The 14,237-nt window shown below is 56.9% G+C and carries 15 protein-coding genes and 1 pseudogene; 7 read left to right on the top strand and 9 right to left on the bottom strand.

The window, feature by feature from the left end; translation table 11 throughout:
* Nucleotides 1-6 precede the first annotated feature (6 nt).
* From ACX3YD_RS09345 to ACX3YD_RS09325, 5 genes are all read right to left on the bottom strand, one after another.
* Nucleotides 7-1,026, bottom strand: coding sequence for a LacI family DNA-binding transcriptional regulator (locus ACX3YD_RS09345; protein WP_047531173.1), 1,020 nt, complete (start codon nucleotides 1,024-1,026; stop codon nucleotides 7-9).
* Nucleotides 1,027-1,029: 3 nt separating this feature from the next.
* Nucleotides 1,030-2,007 (bottom strand): ABC transporter permease, encoded by a 978-nt coding sequence (locus ACX3YD_RS09340; protein ID WP_103406214.1) that lies wholly within the window; start codon nucleotides 2,005-2,007, stop codon nucleotides 1,030-1,032.
* On the bottom strand, nucleotides 2,004-3,557 hold the full coding sequence (locus tag ACX3YD_RS09335) for a sugar ABC transporter ATP-binding protein (RefSeq protein ID WP_458959745.1): 1,554 nt from the start codon (nucleotides 3,555-3,557) through the stop codon (nucleotides 2,004-2,006). The genes ACX3YD_RS09340 and ACX3YD_RS09335 overlap by 4 nt, the downstream gene beginning before the upstream one ends.
* Nucleotides 3,558-3,612: 55 nt before the next feature.
* The gene (locus tag ACX3YD_RS09330; RefSeq protein WP_047531179.1) at nucleotides 3,613-4,569 is read right to left on the bottom strand and encodes a sugar ABC transporter substrate-binding protein; all 957 of its coding nucleotides are present in this window, start codon (nucleotides 4,567-4,569) and stop codon (nucleotides 3,613-3,615) included.
* Nucleotides 4,570-4,757: 188 nt separating this feature from the next.
* The gene (locus ACX3YD_RS09325; protein ID WP_103406212.1) at nucleotides 4,758-5,216 is read right to left on the bottom strand and encodes a hypothetical protein; all 459 of its coding nucleotides are present in this window, start codon (nucleotides 5,214-5,216) and stop codon (nucleotides 4,758-4,760) included.
* Between the two features lie 336 nt (nucleotides 5,217-5,552).
* Between ACX3YD_RS09325 and ACX3YD_RS09320 the strand changes: the two genes are divergently transcribed.
* From ACX3YD_RS09320 to ACX3YD_RS09310, 3 genes are all read left to right on the top strand, one after another.
* Complete coding sequence (locus tag ACX3YD_RS09320) at nucleotides 5,553-6,641, top strand: asparaginase (RefSeq protein ID WP_047531181.1); 1,089 nt, start codon at nucleotides 5,553-5,555, stop codon at nucleotides 6,639-6,641.
* Nucleotides 6,642-6,824: 183 nt separating this feature from the next.
* A complete protein-coding gene (locus tag ACX3YD_RS09315) occupies nucleotides 6,825-7,094 on the top strand; it encodes a DUF1654 domain-containing protein (RefSeq protein ID WP_052193599.1) in 270 nt (89 codons plus the stop codon).
* Nucleotides 7,095-7,098: 4 nt separating this feature from the next.
* The gene (locus ACX3YD_RS09310) at nucleotides 7,099-7,788 is read left to right on the top strand and encodes an endonuclease (protein WP_458959744.1); all 690 of its coding nucleotides are present in this window, start codon (nucleotides 7,099-7,101) and stop codon (nucleotides 7,786-7,788) included.
* Nucleotides 7,789-7,917: 129 nt separating this feature from the next.
* Here ACX3YD_RS09310 and ACX3YD_RS09305 read toward each other — a convergent pair whose 3' ends face one another.
* Nucleotides 7,918-8,283 (bottom strand): penicillin-binding protein activator LpoB, encoded by a 366-nt coding sequence (locus ACX3YD_RS09305; RefSeq protein ID WP_103406209.1) that lies wholly within the window; start codon nucleotides 8,281-8,283, stop codon nucleotides 7,918-7,920.
* 250 nt (nucleotides 8,284-8,533) lie between these two features.
* On the opposite strand from ACX3YD_RS09305, the gene csrA reads away from it, so the two are divergent.
* Nucleotides 8,534-8,728, top strand: a complete 195-nt coding sequence (gene csrA, locus ACX3YD_RS09300; RefSeq protein WP_007938114.1) for a carbon storage regulator CsrA — start codon at nucleotides 8,534-8,536, stop codon at nucleotides 8,726-8,728.
* A gap of 468 nt (nucleotides 8,729-9,196) precedes the next feature.
* Complete coding sequence (locus tag ACX3YD_RS09295; RefSeq protein WP_458959743.1) at nucleotides 9,197-9,949, top strand: carbonic anhydrase; 753 nt, start codon at nucleotides 9,197-9,199, stop codon at nucleotides 9,947-9,949.
* Between the two features lie 63 nt (nucleotides 9,950-10,012).
* Here the strand turns inward: ACX3YD_RS09295 and ACX3YD_RS09290 are convergent, their stop codons facing one another.
* Nucleotides 10,013-10,216, bottom strand: a complete 204-nt coding sequence (locus ACX3YD_RS09290) for a hypothetical protein (protein WP_047531197.1) — start codon at nucleotides 10,214-10,216, stop codon at nucleotides 10,013-10,015.
* Between the two features lie 438 nt (nucleotides 10,217-10,654).
* Here ACX3YD_RS09290 and ACX3YD_RS09285 point away from each other — a divergent pair, with 438 nt between their 5' ends.
* Together ACX3YD_RS09285 and ACX3YD_RS09280 are read left to right on the top strand one after the other, a co-directional pair.
* Nucleotides 10,655-10,909, top strand: coding sequence for a helix-hairpin-helix domain-containing protein (locus tag ACX3YD_RS09285; protein WP_458959742.1), 255 nt, complete (start codon nucleotides 10,655-10,657; stop codon nucleotides 10,907-10,909).
* A 615-nt stretch (nucleotides 10,910-11,524) separates the two neighbouring features.
* Nucleotides 11,525-11,734: a hypothetical protein gene (locus tag ACX3YD_RS09280; protein ID WP_458959741.1), complete on the top strand. Its 210-nt coding sequence runs from the start codon at nucleotides 11,525-11,527 to the stop codon at nucleotides 11,732-11,734.
* 150 nt (nucleotides 11,735-11,884) lie between these two features.
* On the opposite strand, the gene ACX3YD_RS09275 is transcribed toward ACX3YD_RS09280, so the two are convergent.
* Together ACX3YD_RS09275 and ACX3YD_RS09270 are read right to left on the bottom strand one after the other, a co-directional pair.
* Complete coding sequence (locus ACX3YD_RS09275) at nucleotides 11,885-12,889, bottom strand: glycosyltransferase family 2 protein (protein ID WP_458959740.1); 1,005 nt, start codon at nucleotides 12,887-12,889, stop codon at nucleotides 11,885-11,887.
* 301 nt (nucleotides 12,890-13,190) lie between these two features.
* Nucleotides 13,191-14,103: pseudogene (locus tag ACX3YD_RS09270) on the bottom strand (phage major capsid protein).
* Between the last annotated feature and the right edge of the window lie 134 nt (nucleotides 14,104-14,237).

The raw sequence follows: 14,237 nt of genomic DNA, 5'->3' as shown, positions 1-14,237 counted from the left end.
TCTGTTTCAGCGATATTCGGCAAACACGCCTGCTAATGGCGCGGTCGATTCACGCATCACGATGCTGGGCGTCACAATCCGTTGCTCAGTGCTCAGTTGCGGCTTGGCGATCCGTCGTAGCAGCACTTCGGCCGCCATCTCGCCCAACTGCAGAATCGACTGGCCGACGGTGGTCAATGCCGGATAGACATAGCGACTCATCTGGATATCGTCGAAGCCGATCACCGACAACTGTGTCGGTACGCGAATGTTGCGCTCCGCGGCGGCTCGCAGCACACCGATGCCGATCATGTCGTTGGCGGCGAAGATTGCACTGGGCGGATTGCGCTCCAGCAGGATCGCGGCAGCGTTGTAACCGCCGGTACTGGTGAAGTCACTTTCCAGCATGCGTTCGCGTGGCACCTCGATACCTGCGTCCGTCAGTGCACGGCAAAATCCGGCCAGCCGCATTTGCGCCACACTGGTGGTGGTCGGCCCGCTGATGGTGGCGATATCCCTATGCCCCAACTCCAGCAGGTGTCGAGTCGCCAGATACGCGCCGTATTCGTGGTCGATGCGCACCAGGTCCACATCGACACCTTCCAGGCCTCGGTCGACGATCACCATCGGTGTACGCACGCCCGCCAGGCCTTGGGCCAGGCTGCTGTCGCCGCCGGCCGACGCGACGATCAGCCCGTCGATGCGTTTTTCCAGCAGTACGCGCAGGTAGTTGCGCTGCTTGTCCGGATTGTCGTCGGAGTTGCAGAGAATCACGCAGTAGCCATTGCGCTCACAGTAATCCTCGATGCCCCGCGCCAGCTCCGCAAAGTACGGATTGAGGCTATTGGGCACCAGCAAGCCGATGGTCGCGGTGGTTTTGGCCTTGAGGGAACGGGCCACGGCGCTGGGAACGTAGTCGAGGGTCTTGATGGCAGCCTCGACTTTGACCCGTACTTCCTCGCTGACTGGCCGGGTTTTGTTCACCACATGGGAAACCGTGGTGTAGGAAATGCCCGCAAGTGCCGCTACATCCTTGATCGTTGCCATGACTCAGGCCCGCCGACTGGCGCGCTGACTGCGGTAGGTATCGAGCACCACCGCCACCACGATCACCGCGCCGGTGATGATGCGCTTGGTCGGTTCGGTCGCGCCGATCTGCGCCAGGCCGGCCGCCAGCACGGAAATGATCAACACACCAAAGAACGTGCTGATCACCGAACCGCGGCCGCCCATCAGGCTGGTACCGCCGATGACCACGGCCGCGATCACCTGCAGCTCAAGACCGGAACCCGCATTCGGGTCCGCCGCTTCCAGGCGCGAAATCTGGAACAACGCCGCGATACCGGCCAACAGCCCCATCAGGCTGAATACCAGGATCTTGTAGGGCTTGGGATTGATCCCCGCCAGGCGAACCGCCTCTTCATTGGTGCCGATGCCAATCAGGTAGCGCCCGAACACCGTGCGGGTCAACACGGCCTGGGCAATGAAGATGATCAGCAAGGCAATGATGAAGGACGGTGAAATGCCGAAGGCGATCGGGTTGGACAGCCAGGCAAAGGCGTCACCAATGTAGGCGGTGCGCGAGCCGGTCATCTGATACGCCACGCCACGTGCCATCTCCAGCACGCCGAGTGACACGATGAACGACGGAATCCGCCACGCCACGGTAATGGAACCGGTGATGGTCCCGGCCAATGCGGCGGCCGCCATGCCGAGCAGCGCGGCGGGCAGGACACTCCAGCCCCAGCCCAGTGTCGCCACGCTGACTGTCGACGCGGCCAGCGCCAGCACCGAACCGACCGACAGGTCGATGCCACCGATAATCAGCACGAACGTCATGCCGACCGCGAGGACCATCAAGTCCGGAATCTGGTTGGCCAGCGTGCTGAAGGTATCGTAAGAAAGAAAGTGGCTGCTCAGGAGCGAGAACAGGACCACCATCGCCAGCAAGGCACCGGCCAGGCCCAGGTAAGTGCCGAGACCGTAAAAATTGCCACTGCGTTTGCCGGCGGAAGATGCGGTTTTCATTGAAGATCCCTAGGCGCTGCTTCGTTGAGCAGCGCATCACGTTTTTGGTAGCCGGCAAAAGCGGCCGCAAGCAAGTCATCCTGGGTCCAGCTGTCGCGCTCGAACGTGTCAATCAGGCGCCCTGCCGACAGCACGCCGATGCGGTCGCAGATCAGCATCAGCTCGCGCAGATCGCTGGACACTACCACCAGCGCCTTGCCCTGCCGAGTCAGTTCGCCGAGCAAGGCGTAGATGTCGAACTTGGCGCCGACATCGATGCCACGGGTTGGCTCGTCGAACAGCAGCACCGAGCAATCGCGCTCCAGCCAACGGCCAATCACGACTTTCTGCTGGTTGCCGCCGGACAATTCGGACACCCGTTGTGCAGGGCCGGAACTGCGGATGTGCATGGCGTCGATTTGCCGCTGGGCCAGGGAAGACTCTTCGCCATTGTTGACGAAGCCGCCTCTGGAAATGCGGGGCATGTTGCCCAGCGCAATGTTGGCGCCGATCGATTGCGTCAACAGCAGGCCTTCCCCCTTGCGATCTTCGGTGATCAGGGCGATGCCGTGACCGACCGCATCCACCGGAGACCGGATGCTGACTACCTGCGCCGGGGAGCCCAGGGCCACGGTGCCGCTGTCGGCGATATCGGCGCCAAAGATCAACCGGAGCAATTCGGTGCGCCCTGCCCCGATCAAACCGGAAATGCCGAAGATCTCACCGGCACGCACTTCAAAGGACACGTCGCGAACCTTGTCGGAGCGGGTCAGCCCTTTGACCGTCAGCGCCGGAGCGCCGATGGTGCGCGGCCCCATGTCGATGTGCTCGCCCAGTTCACGGCCCACCATCAGGGTGACCAACTGTTCGCTGTTGTAATTGGCCATCGGCTCGACGCACACCAGGTTGCCGTCTCGCAGTACCGCAATGCGCTGCGCCACCCGGGCCAACTCTTCGAGGCGATGGGAGATGTAAATTATCGATACACCCCGTGCCTGCAGGCGGGTGATCTGCTCGAACAACATTTCGACTTCACGCGCCGTGAGCATCGCCGTGGGTTCGTCGAGGATCAGCACATGGCAATCGCCGATCAGGTTGCGGGCGATCTCGACCATTTGCTGATGACCGATACCCAGCTCACCGACCGGCGTGTCCGGGTCGATTGCATCGAGGCCGACCTGAGCCATGGCTTCAATGGCGGCCTTGCGCAGTTGCTTGCGGCTGATCCAGCCACCATTGTTCGGCAGATTGTCGAGAAACAGGTTTTCCGCCACCGACAGGGTCGGCAGTAGATTGAGTTCCTGCATGACCATACGTATGCCCAGGTCTTCAGCCTGGGTCCGGCTGCCAGGGCGATAATCCTGCCCCTGAAACTGCATCTGGCCGGTGGTGGGCGTGACCAGGCCACCAATGATCTTCGACAGCGTACTTTTACCAGCGCCGTTCTCACCGGTCAGCGCCAGCACTTCACCGCGCATGAGCGTCAGGTCGATGCCGGCCAGGACCGGTTGGGCGTAGGTCTTGCCGATACCGCTGACCGAGAGGACAGCGTTCGGGTCGCGAACGGACATAAAAACTCTCCATGCGCTCGCCCGGACGGGCGAGCACCTTTGTGTCGCCAAGGGCTTATTTGGTAACCAGCTCTACCGGGGTCTCGATCACACCATTGGCGCCGATGTCGACTTTTTCACCCTTGATGATCTTGAGCGCAGTCTCGATGCCGAACACCGCTTGCTTGGCCGCAAACTGGTCGGCAGTGGCCAGGACCCGGCCATCCTTGAGCATCGGCTTGATGGCGTTGATATTGTCATACCCCACCACTTGCACCTGGCCGGCCTTGCCTGCGGCACGCACGGCAGACACCACACCCACGGCCATGCTGTCGTTGCCAGCCAGCAGGGCTTTCACTTGCGGGTACTCGCTCAGAATCGAAGCGGCGACTTTATTACCCTTGTCGATTTCCCAGTCGCCGGACTGTACGGACACAACCTTGATCTGCGCCGCTTCCATCGCGTCCTTGAAGCCTGCAGTACGAGCCTGAGCGTTAGTGGTGGTGGACACGCCTTCGATGATGCCGACTTCATCACCGGCCTTCAGCTGTTTGGCCAGGTACTCACCGACCAGACGCGCACCTTTGCGGTTATCCGGCCCTACGAACGGGACATTGATGTTCTTGCTTTTGACGACGGCTGGATCCAGCTGATTGTCGATGTTGATCACGGTGATACCCGCATCAACGGCTTTCTTGATTACCGGCACCATGGCTTTTGAGTCAGCAGGGGCGATGACCAGCGCATTGACTTTTGCCAGGATCATTTGCTCGACGATACGTGTCTGGCCGGCCGTATCCGTTTCGTCCTTGATGCCATTGGAAATCAGATCGAATTCATCGGAGTGGCCTTTCTGATAGGCCTTGGCGCCGTCTTCCATGGTCAGAAAGAATTCGTTGGCCAGGGATTTCATCACTAGCGCGACTTTTGGTTTTGCAGGCGTCTCGGCGAAGGCCGAAGAAACAGGCAGCGCGACGGATGCGGCAGCCAGCATAGCGACAGCGAGAAGGCGTCCAGCGAATGGCAGCTTCATGGGTTCACTCCGATCTTATGATTATTTTGAGCAATGCTTGCGCTGGCGTTTGGCTTGATGGCGCCCGGCGATGGATTTAACTCATCGATGACGCCGCGCAAACGTTTGCGTAGATCGAACTATGCGAACCCTGCTGACATTTGTCAACGACCGTGACGCGCTGAATAGCGCGACGGCCGGCATTCACCTCAGGCCGTAGTATTGACTACCGATCCAGTGCTGCTGCCCTTGGCCATTTCTTTGATCAAGCTGGCGCTGACTTCCAGGATGGCGCTGTTGGTTTGCGCGATCTGCCCTTGAATGCCTGACACTATGGCTATCTTGGTTTCCGGCGTGGGGTAGCTCGCTGCCTGAGCTGCCGCCAGTGTTTGCTGCTGCTCGCGCAACTGTTGCTGCAGCTCTTTCAGGCGCTTGAGCAAGACTTTCACGGCGACACTGGTGTTATCGTCGGCTTCGGACTTTTGAGTGTCTGCGCTTTTGTCCAAACCAACAGGGCCGGTCCTGACTTGTTTGTCGTCATCCTCCTTCGTGCCTAGCGCTTGAGCAGCGGCATCGGCGGCCGCATCACTCAGTGCACGAAGCGTCGTGGCCGACTGTCCACCAATGGTGATGCCCGCCGCGTTTGGAAAACCTACAGATAACGACATGTGAACTCCTTAAATGAAAATCCATTGAAAGAGCATCGACCTGAGCGCGAGTTTCTTTAGCAATGATTCACAATTGAAACAGGGGGGATTCAACAAGGCTGTCGGAGAGCCGAACACAGAAGCTGCAAAAAATCGGAAACCCGGACACGCAACGGCCATCGCGCGCCGACAGAAAGTTTAATTCACTAAACAAATCAATCGGTTAAGCCATTTTCTCCATTCAAAGAGTGTCTGGTACAGATCCTGCTCTTGATCCGACACCCCAGGCGTTCAGATTCGTTTGGGGCACATCTAGATGAACTTGCATCTGCACCGTCACCCCTAGAGAGAAAAATAATGACATCTGCTTTCAAGACCTTTGTGCCGGGCGCCTTGGCCCTCCTTCTGCTTTTGCCGACCGCTCTTCAGGCAAAAGAAGCTGAAACCCAACAAAAACTGGCAAACGTGGTCATTCTGGCTACCGGTGGCACCATCGCCGGCGCGGGCGCCAGCGCCGCCAACAGCGCGACCTACCAAGCGGCAAAAGTCGGTATCGACAAATTGATTGCCGGCGTCCCCGAACTGAGTCAAGTGGCCAACGTCCGCGGCGAGCAGGTCATGCAAATCGCCTCTGAGAGCATCACCAACGAGAACCTGCTGCAATTGGGCCGTCGCGTGGCCGAATTGGCCGATAGCAATGACGTCGATGGCATTGTGATCACCCACGGCACCGACACCCTGGAAGAAACCGCCTACTTCCTGAACCTGGTGGAAAAAACCGATAAGCCGATCATCGTCGTCGGTTCCATGCGCCCAGGTACCGCGATGTCCGCCGACGGCATGCTGAACCTGTACAACGCTGTGGCCGTGGCCAGCAGTAAAGATGCGCGGGGCAAAGGCGTCCTGGTGACCATGAACGATGAAATCCAGTCGGGTCGCGACGTCAGCAAAATGATCAACATCAAGACCGAGGCGTTTAAAAGCCCTTGGGGGCCGCTCGGCATGGTGGTTGAAGGTAAATCCTACTGGTTCCGCCTGCCGGCCAAGCGCCACACCATGGACTCGGAATTCGACATCAAGACCATCAAGAGCTTGCCCGATGTTGAAATCGCCTACTCCTACGGCAACGTCAGCGACACCGCTTACAAGGCACTGGCTCAGTCAGGCGCCAAGGCCATCATCCACGCCGGCACCGGCAATGGCTCGGTCTCTTCGCGTGTGGTTCCAGCCCTGCAGGCACTGCGCAAGGACGGCGTGCAGATCATTCGTTCGTCACACGTCAATGCCGGTGGTTTCGTCCTGCGTAACGCCGAACAGCCTGACGACAAATACGACTGGGTCGTGGCCCATGACCTGAACCCGCAAAAAGCCCGCATCCTGGCCATGGTCGCCCTGACCAAGACCAACGACAGCAAAGAGCTGCAACGGATGTTCTGGGAATACTGATTCGCCCTCGCCCGACCGGTTCCGGTCGGGCACTGCTTCGCCACTCGCCGATCTTTGGCGAGTGGCTCGCACCTCGCCTGACAAAAAAAACGCCTACCGCCCTACACCAATTGGAAAAAACGGCTGTCAGAGGATGTTCTGGAATTTTAAGCAGTTGCGAAATTGCCTACAGTTAAATACTGTATGCACGTACAGCTTAATAAGGATAATTCTGTGGACACCACCTCCGCCTCACATGACGCCTATGTACGCATGGGTCTGCGCGTTCAGAAAATCATCAACTCCCCGACTGCCCAAAAAGCCAAGGCCGCACTGATCTTCCGACTTCCCGATGAGCCGGTGGATGAGTGGGAGCGCTTGCTCGAAGAAATTGACGAGAACGACAACGTGACCCTCGCCTATCGCGACGATGGCGGCGTGCAGATTTTTTGGGTTGTGCCGAAGGAAGACTGAGTCAATGATTGTCCGCTGTTTTGCTTTGCTGTTGCTGCTGTTCGCCATGGGGGCCCAGGCTGACGCACCGCGCACCTTCAACGAAGCCAAGAAAGTTGCCTGGAAGCTGTACGCCCCACAGTCCACCGAATTTTATTGCGGCTGCAAATACACCGGTAACCGGGTGAATCTCTCGGCCTGCGGTTATGTACCGCGTAAAAATGCCAAACGCGCGGCACGCATCGAGTGGGAACACATTGTTCCAGCCTGGCAAATCGGTCACCAGCGCCAGTGCTGGCAGGAGGGAGGCCGCAAGAATTGCACGCGCTACGATCCGACCTATCAGAAGGCTGAGGCGGATCTGCATAACCTGGTGCCGAGCATCGGGGAGGTGAATGGCGATCGCAGCAACTTCAGTTTCGGCTGGCTGCCGGAACAGCCTGGCCAATATGGCTCGTGCCTGACCCAAATCGATTTCAAGGCAAAGAAAGTCATGCCGCGCCCCTCCATTCGCGGCATGATCGCCCGGACTTATTTCTACATGAGCAAACAGTACGGCTTGCGTTTGTCGAAACAGGATCGGCAACTGTACGAAGCCTGGGACAAAACCTATCCGGTCCAGGCTTGGGAACGTCAGCGTAACCAGAGCGTGGCGTGCGTGATGGGGCGCGGTAACGAGTTTGTCGGGCCAGTAGACATGAAAGCCTGCGGTTAAGCGCTTTACGAAACGAACAAGGCCTCGGGTTCAACACCCGAGGCCTTGTTATTTTCAGACCGCCGAAAAACGAGTCACTGTGGACATCCTCCAGGAGGCACCACCGGACATCACCCGTAAAATGGATCGTTACTGGGCTGTCGGACGCTCAAGGACCAGCACTTCAACATTCTGTTTCTTCGCACGGACGATGGCCGCGTTCACCTCGGCCTGTTTAGCCTCGGCTTCGGCTTTCGAACTGTAAGGGCCCATCAGAATGCGGACCTTGCCGTTCTCCTTGACGACACTGGACATGAAACTGTGTTCGATCAACCAGCCGCTGAGGTCGCTGACAGCCTGAGGCGTTTCACCTCGAACCTCGAGATCCCATTGAGGACCCGAGGCCTGCACTGGAGCAGCGGCCGTTGCCGGCACAGGCTTAGGAGGTTCAACGCGCTTGCCCTCACCGCATCCCGCCAGCGCCAGCACTGCCATAACCAAGACCATTTTGCGCACAGCGTTTCCCTCTGAATGCCTAAAACAGCGATTTTATCATTCATGAATACTTCTCGAGTGCCGCAAAATGGGCTTAAAACAACGAGAATGATGGATGCGGCCTCTGTATAGTTACGCCTTGGGAATTAATGCTGCATCTGCACGTCAGAAAGAGGCACCCAAACTTTGAGACTTCGCACTAATCTATACATACCACCGACCTCTGCACTGTCCGAATCAGGTGCCCCACAAAGCAATCAAGGAGAAGACCATGCTGATACTCACCCGCAAAGTCGGTGAAAGCATAAACATTGGTGATGACATTACGATCACCATCCTGGGCGTAAGCGGCCAGCAAGTCAGGATCGGCATCAACGCTCCGAAAGACGTTGCGGTGCATCGCGAAGAAATTTACCAGCGCATTCAGGCCGGCCTGACCGCGCCCGACAAACCGCAAACCCCCTGAACCCAGCGCCGTCAGTAGCCAGCCCGTTCGCTCCGGAACGACGGCTGGCTAAAGATTCAGGTGTCACCACAAACTCCGCTCAGTCGCTGACCCTGCTGATTCAGGCCAAGTCGCAGGCCATGACGGCCAGATATTCTCGCCGCCCCCTCCCAACGCTCAACCATAGGTCACCCCCCGCGCCATGCCCGTGGCCGCCACGATGATCAGCAATTAGGTGAACGGCGGCAAGCGTCCAGTGAATCAGCATCGAGAAACTCCTGTCAGGACAAAGTTGAAACAGCCTGTCAGTAGTAGCCCATGAATCGATGGATTGCGCCGCCTCGCAAACTGTCGACATTCGAGGCCCACCCTTGGAGAACGCGGCGCTCCGGACCGACTAGACTCCAACACGCTGGCAATTGCAGGCTCCTGCAGCCACCACCCCCAACAGCAGTCACTCCCACCGTGTTGACTTGAGTACACAAAATCATGTGTGAATCATGTGATTCAAACTCTGCTCCACCCACAAATGATCGTCGCCGTTTTCTTCGGCTTGCCGGACTGGGAGCAGGCGCTCTGCTTCTCACCGGCGCACTGCCCAACCGAATCATCCAGGCAGCCGAAAAAACATCCGCCCTTCCAAAACCTCAAAATGCAATCAACCCTGACGAGGCACTGCAACGGCTGATCCAGGGAAATGAACGGTACGTGAGCGGTAACTCAAAGACCCACGACTTCAAGGACGAGCGCGAAGCACTGGTTTCCGGCCAGAATCCCTTCGTGGCCGTACTGAGTTGCTCTGACTCGCGCATCGCACCCGAATACGCATTTGATACCGCGCGAGGTGATCTTTTCGCCATACGCGTTGCCGGTAACTTCGTTACCGACGAAGGACTGGCAAGCATTGAATACGGCGTCGCCGTGCTCGGTGCACCACTGGTTCTCGTACTGGGACACGAAAGTTGCGGCGCCATCGAGGCCGGCATAAAAGCCGTCAAAGACCACACCGTATTCCCTGGGCATATTCCGAAACTGACTGACGCACTCAAGTCATCTGTCGAGGCCGCCCTCAAACAACCTGGGGATCTGGTGGAAAATGCGACCGTGCAAAATGTCAAAAACTCGGTCGAACGCCTCAAAAAGGCCACGCCCCTGCTGACTGATGCGCTGAGCAAAGGCAAATTGAAAATAGTGGGCGGCATCTATCGCCTGGCGACCGGAAAAGTCGAGCTGATCGCCTGAGCCGAAAAGCCATTCATGGCAGGCCGTAGAAAAAACGAGCCCAGCGCGATGGCTGGGCTCTGTTCACTTTCTGTTTTCCATCATTTTGTCGGCAAGCGCCTTGGCCCTTTCGATCAACATATTCTGTCTGTCTTCGTGAGTAGCGCCAGTGGTGCCGCCGACGACCGGAGCGGTCAGGTTACTTTCGGCAATCAAGGCAGCGCAAAAGTATTGATCCCAGACGAGCTTGTCGTCGGATGCCTGTTTGTTTGTTGGGTCGCAAATCATGGGAGACTCCTCGTGGGGAGGTAGCACGGCTCATTTTACGCCTGAATTACGGCGTTAGAGGATCCACCTCAAAAGAACACGAGAGGCAATCCAGGGGGACGCCTGAACCACCGCCCATTGGAGCAAGAGGCAAATGGACAAGTAAGCCGCAAAAAAACGAATCATCGCTCGCCGCCCCATCAACTTGCCCTCCCGCTTAATTTCGCGAAACAAACGTTGGGTGGTCTGTTTTAGTTGGATGCAATTCAACGATCACAGTTCAATGTAGCTGGAACTGATTTTTATTCAGTTTTTCATCAATGCTCAAGGCCCGAGGACCAGTCTGCGCGACGACAGTGACATCTACTGGTTTTTGCATTAATTATTCGGCAACCTCCCGACTTTACCCATAGCGTTGGGCCAACTTAATAGGGCTCACTGATCAAAAGGACTTCACGGATGCCATTTTCACTGGAAGAAAGAACCGCTCTTTTAGCGCTCAAGGGGGTAGGCCCGGCTGTCATTGCCCGGCTTGAACAGATGGGGATCGAATCGCTTGCCGAACTCGGCACATCGAATGTTGGTGACATCCTGGCCCAGGCATCCGCAGCGTCAGGCTCGACATGCTGGAAGAATAGCCCTCAAGCCCGGGCTGCCATTACCGCGGCAGTCGAGTTTGCGAAAGGCTCAAAGCTGCCCTCCTCACTTCGCTGACCTCACCTGCAGCCACAGCGAAGAGAAACAAGGACATTGGAGTCATAAGCGATCACGCCATCTTGATAGGTCGTGATCGTCATGACCGGTCATCCACTGGATAGATCTCGCGACCTTCTGCGGGTCCGCGAGACCAAGACGGGTACAGCGATAACCAAGCAGCGCTCATGAACGCGAAAGCCCACCTGAACGCATGACGTGATGATCACTGACCCAAATTACGCTCACGGCTCATTGGCGCTTTGAGGCGGGAGTTCTGCAAACGTTATGCAAAAGTTTTGAAAATCCAAGACAACAAAAAAGGGCCCACCTTTCGGTGAGCCCTTCTAGACCGCCCAGCAGAGCGGATTTTGTTTGGTAGGCGCGATTGGACTCGAACCAACGACCCCCACCATGTCAAGGTGACCCCGAAACAGACATAATCATTTGATCTATAAAGAAAATAGGTGTTTTTCAACAGGTAAAAAACCGCATCATCACCCTATAAGAATCAATAACTTAGCGTTGTATATTCCTACAGTAGTACTCCCTTCCCTGGCATTCTGCCGACTGAATACCCCCCATCCAGACCAGCTTACCGACTGCTACGCTTTCCTCGTCCACGGAGGAATCGCGATGCCAAATTCAGACCCGCTCCCTTCCCTGCTATTCAAGATCAACGAAAACCAGCTTGCCTTGGAAGCCGCCATCATGGAGCTCACTCTTTGGGTTGAGCAGCGTGGCGCAGCCGATGTAGCCGACAACGTTCGCAGCGCCCTGGACGCAATCGACCGGAATGAGGAGTTCATCAAGATGACTCTGGCGGTGATGATGACGCCGGAGTGATCGTGATCAGGCACAAATCGGCCAAATCCGGTCAGTCGTAGTAGATACAAACTCGCCAGCGCGCCTTGCTGTACCCACTTTAGTCGACAGGCGATACCTTGCGGTTGCGCAGCGAAACTCATCCGTAGGTGTTCACGAATAAGCCCGCAGTCAGACAGCGCCGGGGCGGCCCCGACGCAAACGGATCTTCAACTCGAAGCTAACTTTCTTCGCGAGAAAATGCCATTCCGGCAGGGCCAATAGCATGCCGCCCTCGCACCCCACGCCACACTCGCGGGAATCTTTGCGTGTCAGCGTAAAAAATCGGCGTGGTAACCTCACACGGTTTCGAATGCACCCCTTGATCGTCCAAGTGACACCTCGCCTCATATAAGCCGTTGCTACCTGACGCTTGCGGTTGAAGAGATGAAGATGGGGCTTGAGCGCAGCTAGGGTGTCCCGGTAAGCGTCGTAGCTTGTCAGGACATGGTGTTCGTCTTTGACGCTATTGGTCAGCGACCCTTGACGCACCCTTTGGAAATATCGGTCGGCCTGCGTTGCGTAGCAGAGCTTGCTATGAAGATAGATGTTCATGCTGAACAACTGATCCTCGTGCGCACGCCCCTTGAAAGTCACGTCGAAGCGTTCAGTCATGGTCTTTTTGAAAATGTACTGCCACGTCGTGGCCTTGTATTTATTACTGAGGATCAGATCCTCGAACAGTTCCACGCCCTTACTGAACCAACCCTCGCGGGAAGGTGCGGTATCGCGTCTAAAGTAATTACGCTCGCCACTTGAATCAACAAAAGAACGTTTCGAGAAGTAATAAAGTTCTAAATCGCTGTTTTCATTTACTGCTTTATTGAAGCCTTCAAAAAGATCGAGGCTGACCACATCATCCGGGTCGCAAAAAAATAAATAGTCCCCTGTAGCGGCGTTGAATCCCGCCATGCGGGCCCCGCCGACACCCTTATTTTCTTGGGTGATGATTCTTATTCTGCTGTCATGGCCATATTTTGAGTTAATTAACGCCAGCGTTCCATCTGTCGATCCATCGTTAATAATCACGATTTCCGATGGTTGAACAGTTTGTCCCAAGAGCGACTCCATCGTCTCGACTATATAATTTTCTACATTATATGCAGCAATAATAACGGAGATTTTCGAATCCAACATGAAATATACTCTTTAAAACCCATAAAATAAAAAAACTATAATAAATATCACATCATAGCATGGTGATACACGGATTACTCTTGGGCAGCGAAAGGCAGTTCCTCTCCTACCGCTGTGCTCAAGACCTGCATCCAGACCAGACAGGCGCAGGATTTACCTTATCGGTTGTGGGATTGAATCAACGGGACATAAATCCCTTAACAGTTTGCTGGGTAAATGTCTGGCGGCTACGACCGGCAGCTGTGGGTCGAGTTCTGCCTCTCGCCACTTTCAGCGTCGGGTCGATTGTAGCCCTTCAGCCTCAGCGCGAAACTTCCCTCACATACGCCTGGCACGCAGCCAGCGCAATCAATCCCTGGTCGCCGTCTCCGGTGATTCCGATAATTCGTTGAGCATGCGCTGAGTCAAGTCGGGCGCGCGCTCCTCCATGAACCACGCCGCCGGCGCCGGGACTGGCTGGCACTGAACAGCCACCGGTTGAATCCTCGGCGAGAAGGACTGACAGCCGCAAATCAGAAGTGGCAAGGCGATCGCGCAGGCGAGCTTGGTCTTTTTGAGCATTGGTCAAAGCCTCATAGTGGGTTTGGTCGCTGGTCGCTGGCCGCAAGACGCAGCTCGAGCGCCAGGCGCTTGTCCTGATCAGCACGGACCTGTACGGCCGCCGCATTGCTGATGGCGGTTAGATCATCCTTTTGCAGGCCTGCCTGTTCGGCGAGCTTCTTGCCGTAGCGCCAGTCCTGGACCTTCCAAGTAGTGGTGTTGATTGCACCGCCACTGCCTGCGACGCTGCCATGTGTAGTGTCGAAAAGCGACGCCCCGTCAGTGAAGTTCGGGTTGCCGAGCAACAGGGCCCAAACGACGTTCGACTCGGTCGCAGCTGCCGCGTTACCCAATGCAGCCGGAATGCGGGTCAAGGCTCCCAGGTCGTCGTTCACGATGGTTTCCCAGGTGATCGCGATGATCTTGCCGAACTTGGCGACCTTGATCGGTGCGCCGTCCTCGGTCAGCGTGCCGTATTTGTATTCGCCATGCTCCTTGACTGGATCCAGCGCGGAGATGTCGCCCAGAGCGGCGCGGGTCACAGCGCGGAAGTCCGGCACTGTGGTCTGACGACCCAGGGGGCGCCAGGTCTGCGGAGCGTTGGTGTACGCGTCACGCAGAGTGCGATTGACGGTGCTACCCAACAGCAGCGGGAAGTCACTGGGGCTGTGCATGCCAGCAGCGCGGACTGCCTGACGATCGCAACCAAGAGCAGCGCGCGCCAATTCCTGCGGGGTCATGCCGCGAGCATTGCCGCCGGCCATCTCGACGAACTCGCGAGCCATGTCGACCAGGCGCATGCCGCGGA

It is taken from the genome of Pseudomonas fluorescens group sp. PF-1, from assembly GCF_054481335.1.
This window is presented reverse-complemented; position numbering and strand designations above follow the sequence as displayed.